This window comes from Amycolatopsis pittospori (assembly GCF_013870525.1).
GTDB lineage: Bacteria > Actinomycetota > Actinomycetes > Mycobacteriales > Pseudonocardiaceae > Amycolatopsis > Amycolatopsis pittospori.
This window is the reverse complement of record NZ_JACBXD010000011.1, coordinates 109105-126129: the sequence shown is the minus strand read 5'-3', so window position 1 is coordinate 126129 and position 17025 is coordinate 109105. Positions and strand designations below refer to the sequence as shown.

Here is a 17025-nt window from a genome sequence, read left to right as displayed (position 1 = left end):
GCCGGGGTGCCGTGGGTGCTCTGGCCGCCGGCGATCTGCGCGCTGGCGCTGGTGGTGCTGCCGGTCGTCGGACTGCTGGTGCGTTCGGATCTGACCCGGTTCCCGGGCCTCATCGCGTCGCCGTCGTCCCTGAACGCGCTCAAGTTGTCGCTGGTCACGGCGGGTCTGTCCACTGTGGCCTGTGTGCTGTTCGGCGTCCCGCTGGCCGTGGTGCTCGCGCGTTCCGGGGCGCGGGGCGTCCGCGTGCTGCGCGCGGTGGTGCTGCTGCCGCTGGTCCTGCCACCGGTGGTCGGCGGCCTGGCTCTGTTGTACCTGCTGGGCCGCAAGGGTTTCCTCGGCGTCCTGGTGACCACTTTGACCGGTGAGCAGGTGCCGTTCACCACGGCCGCCGTGGTCATCGCGCAGACGTTCGTCGCCATGCCGTTCCTCGTGGTCAGCCTCGAAGGCGCGTTGCGAGGCGCCGGTGACCGCTACGAACGGGTCGCCTCGACGCTCGGCGCGAAGCCGTGGACGGTGTTCCGCCGGGTCACGCTGCCGCTGCTGATGCCCGCGCTCGGTTCGGGCATCGTGCTGAGCTTCGCCCGGGCACTGGGCGAATTCGGCGCCACGATCACCTTCGCGGGCAGCCTGGAGGGTGTCACGCGGACGTTGCCGCTGGAGGTCTACACGCAGGCCGAGGTCGACGTCGACAGCGCCGTCGCGCTGGCTCTGCTGCTCATCCTGGTCGCGGTCGCGGTGATCGCGCTCGCCCGGCCGCGAGCGCTCGAAGGGGTCCGGTCGTGAGCCTGTCGGCCGAGGTCGCGCTCCGGCGCGGCGAGTTCGTACTGGACGTCGGCTTCGAGGTGCCCGACGGAGGCGTGCTCGCCCTGCTCGGCCCGAACGGCTCAGGGAAGTCCAGTGTGCTCGGTTGCCTCGCCGGCCTGCTCCGCCCGGACCGCGCGAACATCGTTCTCGACGGCCGCGCCCTGACCGGCCTGCCACCGCACGCCCGCGGCATCGGCCTGCTCTCGCAGGACGCCCTCCTCTTCCCGCATCTGTCCGCTTTGGACAACGTCGCCTTCTCCCCGCGCTCGACAGGCGCCGGCCGCGCCGAGTCGCGACAGCGCGCACGCGAGTGGCTGACCGAGGTCGACGCGCTCGAACTCGCGGACCGAAAGCCCGCGCAGCTCTCCGGCGGTCAGGCGCAACGGGTCGCGATCGCGCGGGCGCTCGCGGCCGAACCGGGACTGCTGCTGCTCGACGAGCCTTTCGCCGCGCTGGACGTCGACGCGGCGCCTGCCATCCGGGGCCTGCTCCGGCGGGTGCTGCGCTCCGGGCCGCCGACCGTGCTGGTCACCCACGATCCTCTCGACGCGCTGGCGCTGGCCGACCACGTCGCCGTCCTCGACGGCGGCCGGATCGTCGAACGCGGCGAGACGCGGAAGGTCCTCGCGGCGCCGCGGACGGCGTTCACCGCGCGGATCGCCGGGCTGAACCTGGTACCCGGCGTCGCCATCGACGGCGGTTTGCGCACGTCAGGCGGGCAGCTGGCCGGGATCCCGGCGGAGGACGTCGTCGAGGGCGAAGCGGCTGTCGCGGTCTTCGCACCCAGCGCCGTCGCGGTCTACCCGCGGGACGGTGAGCACCGGGGCAGCCCGCGTAACACCGTCGAGGGAGTCGTCGACGCGCTCGAACCCCACGGTCCGGTGATCAGGGTGCGCACCCGCGGTGACGGCTGGGCGGCCGGGCTGGCGGCCGACCTGACCCCCGCCGCGGTCGCCGAACTGGCCCTCGAACCCGGCACACCGGTCAACCTTTCGGTCAAGGCGGCGTCCGTGGCTGTCCATGCCGTCTCCGATCATTAGGGTGGGGGTCATGAACGAGCGCCGTTGGACGTATCTCAGCGACATGGATGGCGTGCTGGTGCAGGAGGAACACCTCGTACCCGGCGCGGACGAGTTCCTCAAGGAGCTGCGCGCCAACGACATCGGCTTCCTGGTGCTGACCAACAACTCGATCTACACCCCGCGCGACCTGCGGGCGAGGCTCGAGCGGACCGGTCTCGACATCCCCGAGGAGGCCATCTGGACCTCCGCGCTGGCGACCGCGAAGTTCCTCGCGTCGCAGCGGCCGAACGGCTCGGCGTTCGTGATCGGCGAGGCCGGGCTCACCACGGCGCTGCACGAGGTCGGCTACGTGCTGACCGAACGCGACCCGGACTACGTCGTCCTCGGCGAGACGCGCACGTACAGCTTCAGCGCGATAACCCGCGCGATCCGGTTGATCGAGGGCGGCGCGAAGTTCATCGCCACCAACCCCGACGCCACCGGCCCCAGCATGGAGGGCTCGATGCCCGCCACCGGCTCGGTCGCCGCGCTGATCGAGAAGGCGACCGGCCGTTCGCCGTACTACGTCGGCAAGCCGAACCCGCTGATGATGCGCTCGGCGCTGCGCCGTCTCGGCGCGCATTCGGAGTCGACGCTGATGATCGGCGACCGGATGGACACCGACGTCCACTCGGGAATCGAGGCCGGGTTGCAGACGATCCTGGTGCTGACCGGCATCTCCAGCCGGGAGAGTGCCGAGCACTACCCGTATCGGCCGACCATGATCATCGACTCGATCGCGGATCTGGTGGGGCGGACCGGTGACCCCTTCGGCGAAGGCTGAGCGACGCAGGAGGGGGTGGAGGGCTTATCGTCAGAAGATGCACGACGATCAGCCTTCGTCCCCGACCTATGTGGTCGGTGACGTGCACGGACACCGGGACGAGCTGGCCGAGGCGCTCCGGGAGAAGGGGCTGCTCGACGCCGACGACGACTGGGCCGGCGGTGAAGCGACCCTCTGGTTCCTGGGCGACTTCGTCGACCGGGGTCCCGACGGGGTCGGCGTCATCGACCTGGTGATGCGGCTGGAACGGCAGGCCGCCACCGCGGGTGGGCACTGCGGAACGCTGCTGGGCAACCACGAGATCCTGCTGCTGGGGATGTACCACTTCGGCGACACCGAGGTGCCCTCCGACTTCGGGCCGCGCAGTTTCGCCCGCAGCTGGGAGATCAACGGCGGGCTGCTCGCCGATCAGGACAGGCTCACGCCGCAGCATATCGAATGGCTGACCTCGCGGCCGATGCTGACGCTGGCCGCGGACCACCTGCTGATGCACTCCGACACGCTCGAGTACCTCGACTGGGGTACCGACATCGACGAGATCAACGCCCGTGGCCGCGAGATCCTCGAAGGCAGCGACATCCAGGCCTGGTGGGACGTCTGGCGGCGGATGACGACGCGGTACGCCTTCCGTGGGCCGGAAGGCGCCGACGTCGCGCAGCAGCTGATGGATCGCCTCGGCGGCGAGCGGATCGTGCACGGGCACAGCGTCATCGCCGATCAGCTCGGCATCCACCCCGCGCAGATCGAGGGCCCGTACCTCTACGCGGGCGGGAAGGCGCTGGGCATCGACGGTGGTCTGTTCGTCGGCGGTCCTTGCCTGATCATCCCGCTGCCTTGGGAACCCGAGGACTGACGAACGCCCTCGCGTTCTCGGCCTCAGGGCAGCTCGACGATCTCCTTGCCCAGCGGCATCAGCGAAACCGGGATCATCTTGAAGTTCGCCACGCCCAGCGGGATCCCGATGATCGTGATGCACAGGGCGACCCCGGTCAGCACATGCCCGATCGAGAGCCACAGGCCGGCGAAGATGAACCAGATGACGTTGCCGATGGTCGAGGCCGCGCCGGCGTCGTGGCGGTCGACCACGGTGCGGCCGAACGGCCACAGCGCGTAGGCCGCGATCCGGAAGGACGCCAGCCCGAACGGGATGGTGATGATCAGGATGCAGCAGATGATGCCGGCGACGATGTAGCCCAGCGCCATCCACAGGCCGCACAGGACGAGCCAGATGACGTTCAGGATCAGGCGCATCAGACGTGCAACTCCCCACTGGCCACGGTGACCGCTTGCCCCGAAAGCAGTACGCGGTCGCCTTCGAGGTTCATCCGGACGATGCCACCCCGGGCCGAAGCCTGCTCGCCGACGAGCTTGTCCCGGCCGAGGCGCGCTGCCCAGTACGGCGCGAGGACGCAGTGCGCGGAACCTGTGACGGGGTCCTCGTCGATGCCGACGCCCGGAGCGAAGAACCGGGTGACGAAGTCGATGCCGCCGACCTCATCGCCGTCGCCGGGCGCCGTGACCATCAGCCGTCCGGTCCAGTGCGCGCGCAACGCGGCGAGGTCCGGTTCCAGGGAGCGGACGAGGGAAGCGTTGTCCACCAACGCGAAGAGGTTCTGGTGACTGCGCCCGACGTACTCGAAGGAGACGCCCGGCAGGATGGAGGACAGGTCGTCGTCGGACTCGCGGGGCGGGTCCGACGGGAAGTCCATCGACACCCAGCCGTCTTCGGTCTTGCAGCGTAACTCGCCGCTTCTCGTCGTGAAGGTCTGCTCGCCGCCCAGGACGTGCGTAGTGGCCAGCGTCGCGTGGCCGCACAGATCGACCTCTGTTTCCGGCGTGAACCAGCGAAGCGACTTCGGGCCTTCGCCTCCGACCTCGACGAAGGCGGTCTCGGCGTGCTTCAGCTCTGCCGCGACGGACTGCATCCAGCCCGGGTCGCCCGGCGAGTCCAGCAGCACGACCCCGGCGGAGTTACCGGCGAAGGCCTCGGAAGTGAAAGCGTCGACGATGTAGAGGCGCATGTCCTCGACGATAACGGGCCAGCGGGAACCCGGCCTCCGGGTTTCCCCGGAGATGGCGCGTCCGGCGAGGTGACGCCGGACGCACCCTGTGCCGTCAGACCTGGACGATCCACGGGCCGTTGCTGGTCATATGGGTGTTCGCCGGGCAGCGCGCGGTGGAGATCCGCTGTTTCGGCGCCAGGTTCCCCAGATGCCGGTTGCCGTCCGCGCATTCGACGACCGCTCGGTACTGGGTGAATCCGGGGTCGAGCGAGTTGCAGTTGGCGATGGCGACGGCCGGTGGGGTCCGCTTGATGGAGAGCCACTGGCAGTCGGCCTGGATCGTGACGATCCCGCCCGTCGATGTCGGCTGCGCGGACGCGGCGGACGTTCCGGAAGCCAGCCCGGCCAGCGCGAGCGCGGCGACGGCGGCGAATGTGATCCTGGATCCCATGGGAGCTCCTCGTCGTATTTGACCAGTGCTTTCGGATGGTCGCACGAAGAGCCGTCGGAAATGTCTGGTGCGGCCTATTCCTGCGCGGTTTCAATCAGGAGTGAAAGGCCTTTGTGAAACCGCGGTTATCCGGTAAGCAGGAATGGTGGTGCCGATGCCTTCAGGCCTGCCATTCTGTTCGTGACGTGAGGCCCCTTACGAGAAGGTCCCGCCGAACGGGCCGGCATCCTCGCGCCAGAGGACTGGTGCGCCGTTCTGGACCACAGTTCCCGCGAGAAGGACGTCCATCAGGGCTCGCTCGCCCGGTTTTCATCGGGCTGTAACCCCGATTGAACCGGCAATAGCGACGCCTTCCGTCAATTCCCAGCGGTCTCCGGGCTCGCGTGCATTTGACAGCCGAATATGTGATTATCGGCGCATGAACCTGAAACTGGGGAAGATCGCGGCCGCGTTCGCCGTGGCCGGGCTGGTGATGACGGGGGCCGCCACGGCCGCCTCCGCGAGTGAGACGCGTGCCTCCATCGACTGGGAAATTCGGGGCACCTTCGGAACGGGTGCCGATTGCCAGGCTTTCGGACCGCGCTACAACCCGAAGCAGTGGTGGTGCGAGGAGCACGTGAGGCGCGGTTACTGGATCCTCTGGGTCGAGGCCTGACCCGCCGATGGGTGCCGGGGACCTTCCGGCGCCCATCGTGCGTCCGGGTCTCCACTTGCAGGTGGCCGTGGTCACGCCCCGTTCCTAGACTCGACGGGTCGCTACCGCCGAACGCAGGAGTCTCCATGCCTGACGCCCCCGCCATTCCGAGTTACGCATCGGGAATCTCGGACGCCCCGCTGCTGGGGGACACCATCGGCGACAACCTCGATCGCACCGTGGCCGCGTTCGGGGAGCGGGACGCGCTGGTCGATCGCGCGGCGGGGAAACGCTGGACCTACACCGAACTCGCCGCCGACGTCGACGCGCTCGCACTGGGTCTGCTGGACCTGGGCATCGAGAAGGGCGACCGTGTCGGCATCTGGTCGCCGAACCGTGCCGAGTGGACACTCACGCAGTACGCGACCGCCAAGATCGGCGCCATCCTGGTCAACATCAACCCGGCCTACCGCTCGCACGAACTCGAGTACGTGCTGAACCAGGCCGGGATCAAGCTCATCGTGGCCGCGGAGTCGTTCAAGACCTCGGATTACGCGGGCATGATCGCCGAAGCCGGGCCGAAGTGTCCGGCGCTGGAGCACGTCGTGCTGCTGGACAGCGGCGAATGGACGTCCCTGCTGGAGAACGGCCGCGCCGCCGACCGCGCGCGGCTGATCGAGCGCGCGAGCGAGCTTTCCGCGGACGACGCGATCAACATCCAGTACACGTCCGGCACCACGGGCTTCCCCAAGGGAGCCACGCTGAGCCACCACAACATCCTGAACAACGGCTACTTCGTCGGCGAACTCTGCAACTACACCGAAGCGGACAAGGTCTGCATCCCCGTGCCCTTCTACCACTGCTTCGGCATGGTGATGGGCAATCTCGCGGCCACCACCCACGGCGCTTGCATGGTCATCCCGGCGCCCGCGTTCGAGCCGAAGGCCACCCTCGAAGCCGTCGCGGCGGAGAAATGCACGTCGCTGTACGGGGTTCCGACGATGTTCATCGCCGAACTGGCCGACCCGGACTTCGGTTCCTACGACCTCTCCTCGCTGCGCACCGGGATCATGGCGGGTTCGCCTTGTCCGGTCGAGGTGATGAAGCAGGTCATCGACCGGATGGGCATGGCGGAGGTGTCGATCTGCTACGGCATGACCGAGACGTCGCCGGTGTCCACACAGACCCGTGCGGACGATTCGGTGGAGCGGCGGGTGTCCACGGTCGGGCGCGTCGGGCCGCATCTGGAGGTCAAGGTCGTCGACCCGGAGACCGGGCTGACCGTGCCGCGCGGCGAACCCGGCGAACTCTGCACGCGTGGGTACTCGGTGATGCTCGGCTACTGGGAGCAAGCGGACAAGACGGCCGAGGCGATCGACGCGGCGCGGTGGATGCACACCGGCGACCTCGCGATCATGGACGCCGCCGGCTACGTCAACATCACCGGCCGCATCAAGGACATGGTCATCCGCGGCGGTGAAAACCTGTACCCGCGCGAGATCGAGGAATTCCTCTACACCCACCCGGACATCCTCGACGCGCAGGTGATCGGCGTCCCGGACGAGAAATACGGCGAGGAACTGATGGCGTGGGTCCGCATGCGCGAGGGCGCCACCCCGCTGACCTCCGAGGCGGTGCGCGAATTCTGCGAAGGAAAGCTGGCGCGCTACAAGATCCCGCGTTACGTGCACGTCGTCGAGGAGTTCCCGATGACGGTGACCGGGAAGGTGCGCAAGGTCGAGATGCGGGAGCGGTCGATCAGCCTTCTCGGGCTGGAAGCCGCGGCTTCCACCGAGCACGCCTGACACTTCAGGGCAACCTGTCACATCTCCCGGACGTGTTCCCTTCGCGGCAGGAGGGTTTTCCAGCTCTCGTGGAGGCGGGGGCGGTCGAATGTGCCGCGAAGGGGAGCCATGTCCATCAAACGAAGTACGAGAGTTCTTGTCCTGGCGGGTTCACTGGCGGCTCTGCCACTGATGTTGCCCGGCGTCGCGGCCGCGAAGACCGCGATCGCCCCCATCGACCTCGGCACACTGCCGGGTGACCTGTTCAGCGCGGTCAACGCGATCAACGACGCCGGGGTCATGGTCGGTTCGTCGACCCCGCTCGAACCACAGATCAAGTACCACGCGACGCGGTGGGACGCGCAGGGCCGCATCTCCGCGCTTGCCGGTCTCGGCGGTGAGCAGAGCCAGGCCAACGACGTCGACGACCACGGGGTCGCCGTCGGCTGGGCGCACAAGGACACGTCGTGGAACCAGACGGCCGTGAAGTGGGCGCCGGACGGGGCGGTCACCGCGCTGCCTTCCTTGCCGGGTGGGGAATACGCCTACGCGAGCGCGATCGGCGGCACCGGCGTCGTCGTCGGCGCCGGGAAGGGCGCGGACGGGAAGGTTCACCCCCTCCGCTGGAACGCGGACGGGACCGTCGTGGCGCTCGCCGGGTTGGGCGGGGACTACGGAAGCGCGCTGTGGATCACCCGGGACGGCCGGACCATCGGCGGGACGGCGAACGACGCGGCCGGGCGGAACCACGCCGTGCGCTGGAATTCCGCCGGCGTGATCACCGATCTCTCGCCGGGGATCACCGAAAGCACGCCGGAGGACATGAACGACAACGGCGTCATCGTCGGAAGTGCTCGTCTCGACGGGGATCCGAAGCCCGTGCGCTGGGAGCGGGACGGGCGGATGACCTGGCTGGAGTACCCGGAGAGCGGACCGGCCTGGGCGCGCGCGGTCAACAACGCCGGCGCCGCCGCGGGCGGTGGCTATCAGGTCTTCGGCACGACCAGCCCGGCCAGATGGGACCGCGCCGGCGCTCGGACGACACTGTCGACCGAACGCGGACTGGGGAACGACATCGATCGGACCGGAACCGTCGTCGGCCTGGTGAACGAGATCGCGGCCAAATGGGACGCCGCGGGAACGCACACGGTTCTCGGCGCGCTGCCGGGCGGCACCTACAGCAACGCCACCCACATCGCGGCGAACGGCGTGATCGCCGGGATCTCGTACAACGAAGAAGGCCGTTGGCACGCCGTCTACTGGCCCAAGGCACAGGGGTGAACATGGTCATGGAAGAGGGAAAACGTCTACTCGTCATGGCCGCGGTCGCCGTGGCTCTTCCGCTGTCCGTCCCCGCGGCGGCGACCGCGGCGACGGGCCCGATCGAGCTCGGCGTCGTGTCCGGTGCCAACGAGACCTCGGTGACGGCGATCGGTGACCGGGGGCAGCTCGTCGGGGAGGCCTGCTGGAACTCGCCGCATTCGCACTCGTGCGTCGCGGTGAAATGGGACAAGGCGGGCCAGGTCTCCCAGCTGGGGACCCTACCCGGTTCGTTCGCGGCGTCACCGGCGGCCGTCAACGCGAGTGGGGTGATCGTCGGCGCCTCGAATCTGCGGGCCGTGCGCTGGACCCAGGACGGCTCGATCGCCGACCTGCCCGCGCCGCCGGGCGGCTCGACCTCGGACGCGACCGGGATCAGCTCGACCGGCGTCATCGTCGGTTCGGGCAAGGCCGGCGACGCTCGTCAACGCGGCTTGCGCTGGGACTCGTCCGGAAACGTCACGGTGCTCGCCGCCCCGCCGTTGGAAGGGGCCTACTACGCGAGCGCGATCACCCGCGACGGGAGGTTCATCGCGGGACGGCTCAACGGGGCGGACGGCAGTACCCGGGTCCTGCGCTGGGACGCCACCGGGGCGGTCACGATGCTCGGCCCGGCAGGCGTGCAGAGCTGGTTCCACGATCTGAACGCCTCCGGTGAGATCGTCGCCGACACCGTGATCGATGGCCGCCACACGGCGGTGAAATGGACCGCCGACGGCACCATGATCCAACTCGGCGCGGGCACGAGTGCGCTGGCGCTCAACGGTTCCGGGGTCTCGGCCGGCAGGGCGTACGTCGACACCCCGACCGGTTCGCGCGATGTCGCGGTGCGATGGGCCGCCGACGGGACGATGACCCGGCTGTCCGATCTCGACGGTCAGGCCGAGGACATCGATCCGCAGGGCAGGATCGTCGGCCGCGCGGACAATGCCGCGCTGTGGGACGCGAACGGTGTGAAGACCGACCTCGGAACGTTGCCGGGTGGCGGTTTCAGCCGTGCGCTGCTGATCGGCCTGGACGGGACGATCGCGGGCGGTGCGGTCTCCGCGGGCGGAGACTGGCGCGCCGTCTTCTGGCCCGCGAAGTAGGTATATGAAGGTCCCTTCCCTCGGCTCAGTCGAGGGAAGGGACCTTCACGGCACAGTCGCCCTCCGGAGTTGCGAAAGCCACTTTCGCAACCTTCAACGTTGCGAAAGTGGCTTTCGCAACACCCGCCAACGCGGCCGGACGCAACGATCAGCGCCGACCACGCCACAGGTGCCTTACCCTTCAAGAGAACCCGAATCGCCACTCGCGACCCCTTCGCAAACGGCCGAGTCGGACACGGCCACCCTTGAAAGTGTCCTCTATGGACAGTCGGGAAGTGTCAGGCCGCTATGGCGAGCCCTCCACTTGAGCGGCGTGTGCACGACTTTGCCGGGAGCCTGACTCTCAGGGTAGGGAAGGAGGCCTTCACGGCACGTCAGGCCGAAACGGCGGCAGCGGCCTCGGCGATCGCCTTCGCGTCTTCCTCGCCGAAGGTCTCTTCGAGGTTTTCGGGCGAGTAGTCGAGGTCGATCTGCTCCACCGGCATCCCGCGCGCGGACTCGATCGCGCCCAGACGGCGCTGCGCCCGGTCCGCCGCGTACTGGATGATCTCCTGCGGATCGTTGTCGAAGGGGATCTCCTCGAACTGGTCCTGTACCCACTGGATCATGTTGAGCGCGTGGGGGAGCAGCTCTCCCATCCGCTGCTGCACCGCGTCCCACAGCGAGTCGTCCGCGGCGACGTGACGACGGCAGGTGAAGGTGCCCCAGGCCATGTGACGGCGTTCGTCGTCGCCGATGCGGCGTACGAGTTCCTGCATCCCGGGCAGGATGTCGTGCTGCGTGCAGATCAGCTGCCACGAGTAGTACCCGGTCAGCGCGAGACTGCCTTCGATGACGTGGTTGTAGGTGACGCTCGCGCGGATCTGGTTGAGCGGACTGGGATCGTCCTCCAGCGCACGCAGCGATTGCGGCAGCTCCTCGTAGAAAAGCTTGCGGTAGTGGGGATTTTCCGCGACGTACGGATGCAGGTCCTGGGTCAGCCCGACGGCGTCCATCCAGCGGCGGAACACCTCGGTGTGCTTGGCTTCTTCGAAACAGAACTGCGTCAGGTACATCTCGTCGCCGAACCGGCCGGTCGCGGACATCGCCCGCATGAACGGCTGGATGTCCTCGGTGACCGCCTCTTCGCCCGCGATGAACTGCGCCACCAGATACGTCGTCGACCGCTGCTGTTCCGCGTTGAGGGTCTCCCAGCCCTCGCGTTCACGGGAGAAGTCGATGTCGGCGGGGTTCCAGAACTTCTTGTTGCCCTTGGCGAACAGCCGCAGCGGGAACGAATCCCAGTTCAGCCCACCTTTGCGCAGTGAGGAAAACCCGGTGCGCAGCTCAGAGAGCGTATCGGTCATGACGTCCCCTTCGTATCACTCCATTGTGGACGAATCGGTGGTCAGCGCGCGGATGGCCGGCGCCAGTACGGCGACCACGGAGGCCGCCGCTTCGTCGGCCGTATGCGACGGCATGACGAGGTGGGACAGGGAAAGCCGCACGACGGTCTCCGCCAGCAGCGCGGCGGAGCGGGCCGAAAGCGAGGGTTCGAACTCGCGGTACTGCTCGGCGGCGATTTCGGTGGCGGCGGTCAGGATCGGTGCGCCCTTGGTGGTGAGCAACGGAAGGAGGTCTTCGCCGGCCTCGGTGCCGATCGTTCGAGTGCTGATCGTTCGAGTACCCAGCGCCGCGGCGACGAGCCGGTTCTCGCGGGCGTGCTCGATCGTGTAGACGACGGCCTCACGGATCCCGTCGAGGAGGTTCTGCGCGTGTTCGACGCGCAGCCGGATGCCCTCCAGGAACTCCGAGGTCGTCCGCAGCACCACGGCCTGGGCGAGCGCGGCCTTGTTGCCGAACTCGTTGTAGACGGTCTGCCTGCTCACCCCGGCGTGCGCGGCCACATCCGCCATCCGCAGCGCCGTGTAGCCGCGCTCCGGGAGCAGTTCGGTGGCGGCGTCCAGCAGGGTCTCCCGCAGAGAGGCCTTGGTCCGATCGGAGAAGCTCGTGATCTCGCCCACATCTTCAGCTTGACACAGATCGTGTCCATGTCAACGGCGTTGACGAGAACCTGTCCGGTGTAAATCATTCGGTGGCGGCGGCTACCGTGGCGGCGTGGGCATCACCGTGGGGTTCGACCTCGACATGACCTTGATCGATCCGCGGCCGGGCATGGTCGCGGTGATGAACGCGCTCGGCGCGGAATCCGGGCTGCCGCTGGACGGCGAGTTCTTCGCGGCCAACCTGGGCCCGCCCCTCGATGCCAGCCTGCGCGGCTTCGGGGCGCCTGAGGAGCGCATCCCGGAACTGGTGACGCGGTTCCGCGCGATGTACCCGGAGACCGTCGTCCCGGTGACGGTCGCGCTGCCCGGCGCGGCCGAAGCGCTGCACGCGGTTCGCGAGGCCGGCGGGCGCACGATGGTCGTCACCGGCAAGTACGCGCCCAACGCGAAACTCCACCTGGACGCCCTCGGTTTCGAGGTGGACGTCCTGGTCGGGGAGTTGTGGTCGACGGAGAAGGCCGCCGCGCTCACCGAGCACGGCGCCCGTGTCTACGTCGGGGACCACCTCGGCGACGTCCGCGGCGCGCTGGCCGCGGGCGCGGTATCCGTCGGGGTCACGACGGGCCCGTGCACCAAGGCCGAACTGCTCGCGGAAGGGGCCGACGTGGTGTTCGACTCGCTGACCGAGTTCCCCGGCTGGTTCAGCTCTTTCGGCGCGCCTCGCGAACCAGGGCGATCAGGCCGAGCGCCAGACCCAGCGGGGTGATCACGCCGGCCGCGGCGGAAAGCCACACCGGCAGGTTCTCCAGCCCCGCCGCGAACAGGACGAACACGGCTGTGACGGCCAGCATGCCGATCGCGAACAGGCCGATGCCCACGCGCATGAGGATCGGCTTGCCGGGCTTTTCGGGGACGGCCACAGCGGCCTCCTTTACTGCGGTCTCCATGAAGCAGAGGGTATCCGCCGGTATCCGCTTCTCCCCAGGGCATGTGTCGAGATACGCTTATGCGACGCGCGCCCTGGGTACGCCCCCGGGCGCGTTCGTTGTGAGCAGGACAGCAAAGGATTGGTGAGGGAAGTGCCGACCGGCAAGGTCAAGTGGTACGACGCGGAGAAGGGTTTCGGTTTCGTCACCCAGGATGGGGGCGCCGACGTCTACATCCGCAAAGCCGCGCTGCCGCAGGGCGTCGAAGGGCTCAAGGCCGGGCAGCGCCTCGAGTTCGGTGTCGCCGACGGCCGCCGCGGCCCGCAAGCGCTTTCCGTCCGGCTGCTGGACCCGCCGCCCTCGGTCGCCGAGGCGCGCCGCCGCCCCGCCGAGGAACTGCACGGGCTCATCGAGGACATGATCAAGCTGCTCGAGCTCAAGGTGCAGCCGGACCTGCGGCGCAACCGCTACCCGGACCGCAAGAACACGAAGCAGATCGCCGAGATCATGCGCGCCGTCGCCCGGGACCTCGATCCCTGATCGGCGCCCCCGAGCGTCCGTGAAGGCCTCCTTCTCCACCTTGACGGTAGGGAAGGAGGCCTTCACTACTTTGGGGAGCTTGGCCGCGGGAGCCTCAGGGCGCCTGATCACGCGTGTCTGGATGGACGTCGGGCGTGTCTGGATGGACGGCACACGTGTTCAGACGGACGGCACACGTGTTCCGGGCGCCGTCCACGCAATCACGCATGCCGTCCGCCTGATCACGCGCGCCGTCCACGTAATCACGCATGCCGTCCGTCTGCGCGCGCTATGAACGACCCGTTACTTGCAAAATTTGCAAGTAACGGGCCGTTCATAGCGCGTGGGGGCTCAGGCGGCGGGCGGTTCGACCTGCAGTGACCAGATCGCGGTCGTGACCGCCTCCGCGTCCTCCGGACGTCCGGTCTGGCTGATCACCGAGGCCTGCGCGACCTCGACGACGAGGATCTGGTCGTCCGGGCGCGGCGTGGTCACCGTGTAGGCGAACCGGTCCAAGGACGTGATGATGTCCTGCTTCAGTTCCTGCGGCTCGCCTTGGGCGTTCACGTACTGCACCGTGACCTTCCACGGCGTCTCCGCGATGCCGCTGGGCACCGAGATCTGCACCGGCTTCCCGGGGCGGACGCGCAGCTTGCCCGCGGCGTCGGGCCGGGTGGTGCACTGGGCGTTCGACACGTCGCAGGACGCCAGCGGGACGACGTTCACCGTCTTCCCGTCGGCGAAGAAGGTCACCTCTTCGGGGCCGGGGGCCGAGCAACCGGCCACCACGAAACCACCCGCCGCGAGCAGGGCCAAGATACGAAGTCGCCGCATACGGTGAAGATTACGAGCCCGGACGCCACCGGGAGTCACCGGGCTGGCGAGCGGACCGCCGATTCGCTGGTCGGCTCCGGGCGCAGCGGCCGGTCACCGCCCAGGCCCGGGATCAGCGAGGTGCCACGCCGGACCATGAACGTCTGGGTGAATCCGACGGCCAGCAGGATCGACAGCACGAGGAACCCGATCCAGTACGTCGGCGGCAGCAACAGGCCGACGGCACCGCCGAAGCACCAGGCCATCTGCAGCACGGTCTCCGACCGCCCGAACGCCGAAGCGCGCGATTCCTCCGGCAGGTCTTCCTGGATGACGGCGTCGAGGCTGATCTTCGCCAGCGCGCTCGCGGTCGCGCCGATCAGCGCGACGATCGCCGCCGTCGCCAGCCCGGCCGCCACGGTGGCGATGATCGACATGCCCAGGCACGCCCCGACGCAGGCCAGGATCACCTGGTCCGGTTTGCCGAAGTGCAGCCGCGAGCCCAGCGCGTTCCCGGCGAACCCACCGACGCCCGCCGCGGCGCCGATGATGCCGAGCAGCAGCAACTGGTTGAACGGGCTCTGCCCGCTGCCTTCGGTCTGCGCCTTCACCGCGAACGCGGAGAACATCATCAGGAATCCGGTCAGCACGCGGACGGTGCCGTTGCCCCACAACGAGATGACGATCTGCCGCCCCATCGGCTGACGCTGCTTCTTCACCCGCCGTTCCGGATGCGCGGACAGCGACGCCGGCACCTCGCCCTCGGTCTTCTCGACCCACGACGGGATGCGCATCGACTGCACCGCGGCCGCGACGCAGATCAGCATGGTGAACCACAGCGCGCCCGAGGAACCCCAGATCGCGTTGACCCCGCTCGCCAGCGCGCCGAACACACCGGCGGCGACCAGGCCGAACACGGTCAGCCGGGCGTTCGTCTTCGAAAGGGTGATCTCGGGTGGCAGCACCCGAGGTGTCACAGCGGCCTTGAGCACGGTGAACGACTTCGAGAGCACCATCATGCCGAGCGCCGCCGGGTACAGCAGCCAGTCGTCGAAGTGCAGCGCCATCACGATGGCCATCAGCGCCTGACCGGCCGAAGACACGCACATGGCGAGCCGCCGACCGCGCTGGATCTTGTCCAGCGCCGGCCCGATCACCGGCGCGACCAGCGCGAACGGGGCGATCGTGATGAGCAGGTAGAGCGCGACCTTGCCCTTGCTCTCGCCGCTGGTCGCGGCGAAGAACAACGTGTTGGCCAGCGCGATCGCCATCGCGGCGTCGCTGGCGTAGTTCAGCATCACCGCGTACGTCAGCGAAGTCAGTCCGGACTTGTCGGCGCCGTCCGCCTTCGTCGCGCGCTGGAAGGCGCCGACGGCCTGTCCGGTGAGCTGACGGCTGCGCATCGCCGCGACCCGGGTGACCGTGATCTTCTTCGGCAGCTTCGGCATGGCACCCGCCCGCGGCGGGACCGCGGTCGTCGGATGCTCCTGTGGCTGCTCTTCGGCGACACGGGGTTCTCCCGCGTAGCCGCCGGTGTCGTAGTGCTCGTACTCACCACTGCCCGGCGGATGCTCGTCGTAGAACCCGCCGGGACGACGCCGGACGGGTTCGGTCTGCCGCTGCGAAGGATCCGGGTACGGCCGCGCCCCGCGCGGAGGCGTCTGAGGCGGCATCTGCCGGGGAGGCGGTGGCTGATGTGGCGGCTGATGTGGGGGCGGGGCCTGGTGGTGCCCCATCGGGATCGCGCCGGTGCGCGCCTCGTCGGCGGTCGGTCCGTCCGGATGCGGCTGGTAGTGAGGGTGGTATTCGGGCTGTGGCTGGGGACGGGCCGCGCGCGGTGGGACCGGCTGCGGCTCCACCCGGGTCGGCGGCGGCGCGGACCAGGAGCGTGCCTGTGCCGCGCCGGGCTCCGGCGTCCACTTGCGTTTGCCCTTGCGGCCGCGCTCCTTGCCCGACCGGCCGGAACGCGTGCCGTCGGGTCCAGAGTTCGAGCCGAAGATTCCCACCCTTCAATCCTGCCTTACGCGGGGACCGCCGCGCGCGCTCACCACTGCTTTCTAGGGGGCGGGGACGAATTTCACCCGGAACATCGCGGGCCAGAGCTTGCCGGTGATCAGGAATTCGTCGGTCCCGGGGACCGCCGCGATGCCGTTGAGGACGTCCGCGGAACCCCGCTCACCCTGGTCGAGGAGCCCGGAGGCGTCGATTTCGCCGGTGACCCGGCCGGACGCGGCTTCGATCCGCAGGATCTTGTCCGTCTGCCAGACGTTCGCGTACACCGAGTCGCCGACGCATTCCAGCTCGTTCAGCTGGTCACGGCCGACATCGACGCTCCCGGTCGGGGCGAAGGACACGGGATCGCGGAACGTCAGCTTCGACGAGCCGTCGCTCATCACCAGCTGCCCGCCTTCCCGGTGGCACAGACCCCAGCCCTCGCCGGTGTAGCCCACGCGCCTGCGTTCGGCGAGCGTCTTGGCGTCGCGCTCGATCGCGACGCCGTCCTTCCAGGTGATCTGCCAGATCGTCGGCCCGAGCACGGTGATGCCCTCGCCGAACAGGCCCGGCATCTCCGCCTTCACCGTCGGCGTCGCGCCGGCGGGCCCGGCCCGCATCGACGACTTGCCGACGAGACCGGTCCCCTCGTACAGCGTCTCGCCGGAGAACTCGAGGCCCTGGGTGAACGCGGCCGGGTCGTGAGGCAGCTTCGCCAACACCTGCACCTTGAACTTCTCCGGCGCGGGCGGGGCCGCGTCGCTCACCGGCGCGGCGGCGCAGCCACCGAGGACGGCGGCCAGGAGGAGCGATGTGGTCGTCAGCGTGCGCACGCGGACAGCCTGACACGGACCGCGAGAT

Annotated in this window: 19 protein-coding genes; 10 read left to right on the top strand and 9 right to left on the bottom strand. The window is 68.8% G+C overall.

The genetic code is table 11. The features are described 5' to 3' along the window. Positions 1–15: 15 nt before the first annotated feature. From H5J31_RS09045 to H5J31_RS09030, 4 genes are read left to right on the top strand one after another with little or no spacing between them, the layout of a single operon-like run. Entirely contained in the window at positions 16–783 is a 768-nt protein-coding gene (locus H5J31_RS09045) for an ABC transporter permease (protein ID WP_181772019.1), read from the top strand. Further along, entirely contained in the window at positions 780–1844 is a 1065-nt protein-coding gene (locus H5J31_RS09040; protein ID WP_181772018.1) for a sulfate/molybdate ABC transporter ATP-binding protein, read from the top strand. Before H5J31_RS09045 ends, H5J31_RS09040 begins: the two co-directional genes overlap by 4 nt. Before the next feature lie 10 nt (positions 1845–1854). Beyond that, positions 1855–2649, top strand: coding sequence for an HAD-IIA family hydrolase (locus H5J31_RS09035; RefSeq protein ID WP_005156128.1), 795 nt, complete (start codon positions 1855–1857; stop codon positions 2647–2649). A gap of 37 nt (positions 2650–2686) precedes the next feature. Then, positions 2687–3502, top strand: coding sequence for a metallophosphoesterase family protein (locus H5J31_RS09030; protein ID WP_181772017.1), 816 nt, complete (start codon positions 2687–2689; stop codon positions 3500–3502). A gap of 23 nt (positions 3503–3525) precedes the next feature. Here the strand turns inward: H5J31_RS09030 and H5J31_RS09025 are convergent, their stop codons facing one another. From H5J31_RS09025 to H5J31_RS09015, 3 genes are all read right to left on the bottom strand, one after another. Continuing rightward, a complete protein-coding gene (locus H5J31_RS09025; protein WP_181772016.1) occupies positions 3526–3900 on the bottom strand; it encodes a YccF domain-containing protein in 375 nt (124 codons plus the stop codon). Continuing rightward, positions 3900–4670, bottom strand: a complete 771-nt coding sequence (locus H5J31_RS09020) for a PhzF family phenazine biosynthesis protein (RefSeq protein WP_181772015.1) — start codon at positions 4668–4670, stop codon at positions 3900–3902. Before H5J31_RS09020 ends, H5J31_RS09025 begins: the two co-directional genes overlap by 1 nt. A 94-nt stretch (positions 4671–4764) precedes the next feature. Beyond that, positions 4765–5103, bottom strand: coding sequence for a hypothetical protein (locus H5J31_RS09015; protein ID WP_181772014.1), 339 nt, complete (start codon positions 5101–5103; stop codon positions 4765–4767). 418 nt (positions 5104–5521) lie between these two features. On the opposite strand from H5J31_RS09015, the gene H5J31_RS09010 reads away from it, so the two are divergent. The 4 genes from H5J31_RS09010 (at position 5522) to H5J31_RS08995 (ending at position 9929) form a co-directional block, all read left to right on the top strand. Beyond that, a complete protein-coding gene (locus H5J31_RS09010; RefSeq protein WP_181772013.1) occupies positions 5522–5758 on the top strand; it encodes a hypothetical protein in 237 nt (78 codons plus the stop codon). Between the two features lie 125 nt (positions 5759–5883). Next, on the top strand, positions 5884–7542 hold the full coding sequence (locus H5J31_RS09005; RefSeq protein ID WP_181772012.1) for an AMP-binding protein: 1659 nt from the start codon (positions 5884–5886) through the stop codon (positions 7540–7542). Positions 7543–7650: 108 nt separating this feature from the next. Next, entirely contained in the window at positions 7651–8802 is a 1152-nt protein-coding gene (locus tag H5J31_RS09000) for a hypothetical protein (RefSeq protein ID WP_181772011.1), read from the top strand. Positions 8803–8804: 2 nt separating this feature from the next. Beyond that, positions 8805–9929: a hypothetical protein gene (locus tag H5J31_RS08995; RefSeq protein ID WP_181772010.1), complete on the top strand. Its 1125-nt coding sequence runs from the start codon at positions 8805–8807 to the stop codon at positions 9927–9929. A 374-nt stretch (positions 9930–10303) separates the two neighbouring features. On the opposite strand, the gene H5J31_RS08990 is transcribed toward H5J31_RS08995, so the two are convergent. Both H5J31_RS08990 and H5J31_RS08985 read right to left on the bottom strand, forming a co-directional pair. Then, positions 10304–11275, bottom strand: coding sequence for a R2-like ligand-binding oxidase (locus H5J31_RS08990; protein ID WP_181772009.1), 972 nt, complete (start codon positions 11273–11275; stop codon positions 10304–10306). 15 nt (positions 11276–11290) lie between these two features. Further along, a complete protein-coding gene (locus H5J31_RS08985) occupies positions 11291–11932 on the bottom strand; it encodes a TetR/AcrR family transcriptional regulator (protein ID WP_181772008.1) in 642 nt (213 codons plus the stop codon). Between the two features lie 94 nt (positions 11933–12026). Here H5J31_RS08985 and H5J31_RS08980 point away from each other — a divergent pair, with 94 nt between their 5' ends. After that, complete coding sequence (locus H5J31_RS08980; RefSeq protein ID WP_181772007.1) at positions 12027–12680, top strand: HAD family hydrolase; 654 nt, start codon at positions 12027–12029, stop codon at positions 12678–12680. On the opposite strand, the gene H5J31_RS08975 is transcribed toward H5J31_RS08980, so the two are convergent. After that, positions 12616–12861, bottom strand: coding sequence for a hypothetical protein (locus H5J31_RS08975; protein ID WP_181772006.1), 246 nt, complete (start codon positions 12859–12861; stop codon positions 12616–12618). The two genes, H5J31_RS08980 and H5J31_RS08975, sit on opposite strands and share 65 nt — an antisense overlap. 132 nt (positions 12862–12993) lie before the next feature. Here H5J31_RS08975 and H5J31_RS08970 point away from each other — a divergent pair, with 132 nt between their 5' ends. After that, positions 12994–13380 (top strand): cold-shock protein, encoded by a 387-nt coding sequence (locus tag H5J31_RS08970; RefSeq protein ID WP_016337551.1) that lies wholly within the window; start codon positions 12994–12996, stop codon positions 13378–13380. Between the two features lie 330 nt (positions 13381–13710). Here H5J31_RS08970 and H5J31_RS08965 read toward each other — a convergent pair whose 3' ends face one another. From H5J31_RS08965 to H5J31_RS08955, 3 genes are read right to left on the bottom strand one after another with little or no spacing between them, the layout of a single operon-like run. Further along, positions 13711–14175: a DUF2771 family protein gene (locus H5J31_RS08965; RefSeq protein ID WP_181772039.1), complete on the bottom strand. Its 465-nt coding sequence runs from the start codon at positions 14173–14175 to the stop codon at positions 13711–13713. A 53-nt stretch (positions 14176–14228) separates the two neighbouring features. Continuing rightward, positions 14229–16178: an MFS transporter gene (locus tag H5J31_RS08960; RefSeq protein WP_181772005.1), complete on the bottom strand. Its 1950-nt coding sequence runs from the start codon at positions 16176–16178 to the stop codon at positions 14229–14231. A gap of 51 nt (positions 16179–16229) precedes the next feature. After that, positions 16230–16997: a glutaminyl-peptide cyclotransferase gene (locus H5J31_RS08955; RefSeq protein ID WP_181772004.1), complete on the bottom strand. Its 768-nt coding sequence runs from the start codon at positions 16995–16997 to the stop codon at positions 16230–16232. Positions 16998–17025 lie beyond the last annotated feature (28 nt).